The organism is Pseudorhodobacter sp. (assembly GCF_030452865.1).
Classification (GTDB): domain Bacteria; phylum Pseudomonadota; class Alphaproteobacteria; order Rhodobacterales; family Rhodobacteraceae; genus Pseudorhodobacter.
The window spans coordinates 1-4,563 of sequence record NZ_JAKDLJ010000304.1 but is presented as its reverse complement, the minus strand read 5'-3'; the positions used below and the strand labels follow the sequence as shown (position 1 = coordinate 4,563).

The following is a 4,563-nucleotide window of genomic DNA, read 5'->3' as shown; positions in this document are numbered from 1 at the left end:
TTGATACCTGCCTTCCAACCCGCCCCCCATTTGGGCACATCCCTGGGCATGCTCATCGACCGGATGGGCTGGCCGTTGGTCTGGCTCGTGCTGATGTAACTGCCCCCGATGAACCCCTCGGCGGCAAAATCGATCTGGTTTATCGCATAATCGTCAATGCAATAGCCGTTCGATCCGGCCCCGACAAAGGGGTTGAAATCAATATCCTCAAAGAACATCGAGGTGCCACCGTTCATCTGATAGGCATAGTTCTTGCCCGTCACGCCTTCGCCGGTCTGCGGGTTGTACGGCTCTCCAATTCCCGAAAGCAGCATCAGGTGGGTATTGTGCAACTGATAGGCCGCAAGGATTACCAGATCGGCGGGCTGAAACACCTCTTCACCGGCTTTTTCGTCCCAATAGGTAACGCCGGTCGCGGTCTTGCCGTCAGCGGCTTTTTCCACCCGCAATACCTCGCAATGGGTGCGATAGCTGAAATTGGGCCGCCGTTTCAAAGCGTCCAGAATACAGGTCTGGGGCGAGCCCTTCGAATAGTTCAGACAGCCATACCGCTCACAAAAACCGCAATAGTTGCACGGGCCAAGCTGCATACCATATTCGTTGACATAGGCTTCGGAGGCGTTGGCCGCAGGGCGCGGAAACGGGTGCAGACCCATCTTTTCGGCAGCCGCCTTGAACAGCCGCCCGTTCAGGGTTTGCGGTAAAGGCGGCATTGGAAAGTCGCGCGCGCGCGGTGCCTCAAACGGGTTGCCGCCGGGGATGATCTTGCCGTTGATATTGCCTGCCTGACCCGCGATTCCGGCCATATATTCGAACCGGTCGAAATGCGGCTCCAACTCTTCGTAGGTGACGCCCCAATCCTGAATCGTCATATCTTCGGGGATGATCGCCGCGCCGAACTCCTCCTCGACATAAGAGCGCAGGCGAAGTTCTTCTGCCATGGGGCGCCAGTTGTGGCCATTCCAGTGAATCCCCGCACCGCCGACGCCGTCTCCGGGCAGGAACGAACCGAGCTGGCGGTAGGGCAGGGCGGTGTCGCCGGTCTTGTGCCGCACCGTGACGGTGGAATTCTTCGGCTTTTGCATAAAGCCGTAGCGGATGCCAAAGCGCAATTCATCCGCGACATCAGGATACTGGAAATCGGGAACCGTATCGCGGTCAGCGCCGCGTTCCAGCGCCAACACCTCAAGCCCTTCATCTGCCAGCTCGATGGCCAGCATGGCACCCGTCCAGCCCAGCCCGACAATCACCACATCTTTGCGTTTTTCCTCTCGTGCCATGATTTATGCCCTCTCACCCGCAATGGAAACCGGCCCCAGCGGATAGGGCACGTTGTCTTTTGACGGGTCCGTCCATTCCAGAAAGCTGGCCCGCGCGCCGGGAAAGCCGATATAGACCCACGCCGCCATGCCATGATTGCCGCCATAAAGGGGGTCGGCGAAATAGCCTTCCTTGGTGTTCTGAAGCAGCAGGCTGAAGAAATCCCGCAACTCGGGGCCAAGCGGCACGTCGCCCGCCTCCAGCGCGGTTAGTGCAGCGTCCTGCGTGTCTGCATCGAGATCGGCAAACGCAGCGCCATGCTTGGAACTGCACCAATCATTGAAGCCAGCGATGCCGCCGCGATAGACCTCGGCCGGGGTCAGCGGCGACTGGTAGCCGAACAGCGGCGCGGCATCCGGCTGATGCGGGCCTTCCATATACCACGTCGCCGCCTGGCCAAACTCGCCCGCCATCTCGCGGTCGATGAACACCGGCACGCGGGTTTCCAGCGCGCCGGGGCCGTCGCCATCGGACGGGATCAGCCGCGCGGTTGCCGCCATCACGAACGCCCATTCCGCCGCATCGAAATATTCGGCCTGATACTCCTCCAGCGGGACCGGGGGCTGCTGCGCGGCAAGGGGCCGCGCGACGGTGGACAAAGCAGCGCCGGCAACACTTCCCTGAAGGAACCGGCGCCGGGTTGCTCGGAAATCGCGGGTGGAGCGAGGTGCCATGAAAGGCTCTCCTTTTCAGCTGAGCAGAGAGGACGGTGACAGGCTGTTCCCTACCAGCCTGCGGCATCTTCCGAAGGAAAGCAACTTCAACGTGTGGAATGGGGGAGCGGATGCGCGTGAGGGTGCCGAACGCTCTGCGTCAGTGCCGAGCAGATTGGTGTGCGATCACTGCGCGATCTCGTCAAGGCCGCGGGTGACCAGGATCGACGCAAGGGCCATCGCGGCAAAGATCAACAGCGTCACCTGCGGACCCGCCAATGAGGCCAGCGCACCGAACAGCCCCGATCCCAGCAGAAGCAGTCCGATCACCGTGTTCGACACCGCAGTATAGGCGGCGCGGCTGTCTTTGGGGGCCATATCCACCAGATAGATCACCCGCCCCTGCCGTACCCCGTGATAGGCGATCATCAGCACGAACAGAACCAGCGGCAACGCCCAGATCGCGCCCGATAAGCCGACCAGATCCAGCGCCACCGCCGATACCAGCGCCAGCGCCCCCGCCAGAGCCGATACGATCAACACCCGCCGGCTGGACCTGTCCGCCATCCGCCCCCAGATCCACGAACTCAGCAGCGAGGCAATGGAGGATGCCAGAACCAGCGCACCCAAGCGGTCAAAACTGCCCTGGCCCGCCTGCGCGCCCAGAAGCACGATATAGGGCGGCGCAAGGGCCGTTGAGGTCAATAGCCCCCGCGCATAGATGAACCGGCGCAACTGGGGATCGCGGCGCAGGATGCTCAGTTGGCCGAAGGTGGGCGTTCCTCTCGTCCCCGGTGCCGGCTCTTCCCAAAGCGTGGAAAACAGCAGGCCAGCGCCCAGCCACAGCAGGGCCGCAAGCGCGATCGCCACGAGAACCAGCGTCGCCCGGTCCACCAGTCCCGACATCAGAACCAGGGCGAAAATCACGACCGCCCCCGCGCCCAGCGATGTGGCGGTGCCGGTCGCCGCACCGCGCCGTGACTGGCCCACCGTCTTGCCCAGCACGTCGGTATAGCTGACCGAACAGATGGAGCGCGACACGGCCAGCACCGCCAGCAACGCGCAGATCGTGGCACCCGCGGCGGCACCTCTCAACGTCAGCGCGGCCAGCACGATCCCCGCTGCGGCAACGCCCTGTCCGATGCTGCCTGCGGCCCAGGCCCATTTGCGCCGGTCCATCGCCTGCACATGCGGCGCGGTGAACAGTTGCGGCAGCAGCGCCCCCGCCTCGCGGATCGGCACCAGCAGGCCGACGAAAAAAGCCGACGCCCCCAAATGGTCCAGCAGCCAAGACAGCACCAGTTTCGGGTCAATCAACCCGTCCGCGATCTTGCTCATCGACAGCGATCCGGCATGGCGCAGAAAATTGCCGGGCTCACGTTTCGCCTGTGCGTCTGACAGGCCACCCGCGCCTTCAGTGCTGTCCACCAAAGCCTCGAACAGTGTCTCCTCAAAATCCGGTGTGGTCATCAAACTGTCCAATCAAGATTTGCCGTCATCCGGTGCGGGCCGTTCCCTTTCGGTCCCGCAGATCCTTTAGCGCGACAAGCAGCGCCAATATGACCACAAAGGCAATCAGGCCCAATCCCACAATCATCGCTGTCCCCCAGGACGAGACCGCCAGCGTGGCAAACACCGCCGCCGTGATCATCGCAATTCCGACGGCTGTGCCGATCCTTTGTCCGGTTTGCATGATCGCCCCCGAGCTCCCCGCGTAATCTAGTGGCACATCGGCCAACGTCAGCGTCTGGTTCGGGCTGATGACCGTGCCTTGCGCCACGCCGACGAATGACAGCGATGCCATCAACCACCAGATGCTCAGATGGCCAGCCTCGAACAGGATGACGACGAGGATGCTGAGTGCGAGGCCGAGCAGGGCGATCAGCAAACCACCAACCACCAGCTTGCGGCCAAGATCGGCGACCCGGCGCCCGGCCCAATGGGCGGCATAGGCCGACAGCAGAGCGGCGGGAATTCCGAAGGTCGCAGATTGCAGCGCCGTTTTTCCGTCGCCTTCCTGAACATAAAGTGCGACCAGAACCCAGACGCTTGTGATCCCCATAAAATACAGCGCCATGATGCTGATGCCGTTGGTATAGCTGCGGGTCGAGAATATCTTGAGATCGACCATCGGGCTGAGCCCCAGTCTGACATAACGCCTCTCCCATAGCACCCATAGCCAGACCAGCAGCAGCCCGGCCGGCAGCAGAAGCCAGATCGCCGCGCCGCCTCTCCCTTCCATGAACGGAAAGAGGACGGCTAGAACCGCCAGACCCAATAAAATCGCGCCCACCGGATCAAGCGAGCGCAATCCGCTGCCTGTCCGGGGCAATCGCACGATCAAGGGGCGCGGGAACCACAAGAGTCCGAGGACGATCGCCAGCACGCCGATCGGAATGTTGACCAGAAACGTCAAGCGCCAGCCGATGTCCGTCCCGCCCAACTGGATCAGAAGGCCGCCCAGAACCGGGCCGATGGCGACCGAAAAACCGACCGTCGTGCCGAAATAGCCGAAGGCCCGCCCGCGCGCATCGCCACGGAAATAGTGCTGGATCATCCCCAGCCCCTGCGGGTTCAGGAGGCCCGAACC

General features: G+C 62.5%; 4 protein-coding genes. All 4 read right to left on the bottom strand.

Going from position 1 to position 4,563, the window contains the following annotated elements; genetic code table 11:
- On the bottom strand, window positions 1–1,280 hold a 1,280-nt coding region (locus L0H65_RS15085), incomplete at its 3' end, for a GMC family oxidoreductase (RefSeq protein ID WP_301459867.1).
- 3 nt (window positions 1,281–1,283) lie between these two features.
- Complete coding sequence (locus L0H65_RS15080) at window positions 1,284–1,994, bottom strand: gluconate 2-dehydrogenase subunit 3 family protein (RefSeq protein ID WP_301459866.1); 711 nt, start codon at window positions 1,992–1,994, stop codon at window positions 1,284–1,286.
- Window positions 1,995–2,159: 165 nt separating this feature from the next.
- Window positions 2,160–3,443, bottom strand: a complete 1,284-nt coding sequence (locus L0H65_RS15075) for an MFS transporter (protein WP_301459865.1) — start codon at window positions 3,441–3,443, stop codon at window positions 2,160–2,162.
- Between the two features lie 25 nt (window positions 3,444–3,468).
- Window positions 3,469–4,563: MFS transporter (locus L0H65_RS15070; protein WP_301459864.1), on the bottom strand; the 1,095-nt coding region annotated here is incomplete at its 5' end.

What these genes read in the sequence shown, in the direction of transcription:
- L0H65_RS15080 (WP_301459866.1), bottom strand. Translation starts at nt 1,994, where the DNA reads ATGGCACCTCGCTCCACCCGCGATTTCCGAGCAACCCGGCGCCGGTTC.
- L0H65_RS15075 (WP_301459865.1), bottom strand. Translation starts at nt 3,443, where the DNA reads ATGACCACACCGGATTTTGAGGAGACACTGTTCGAGGCTTTGGTGGAC.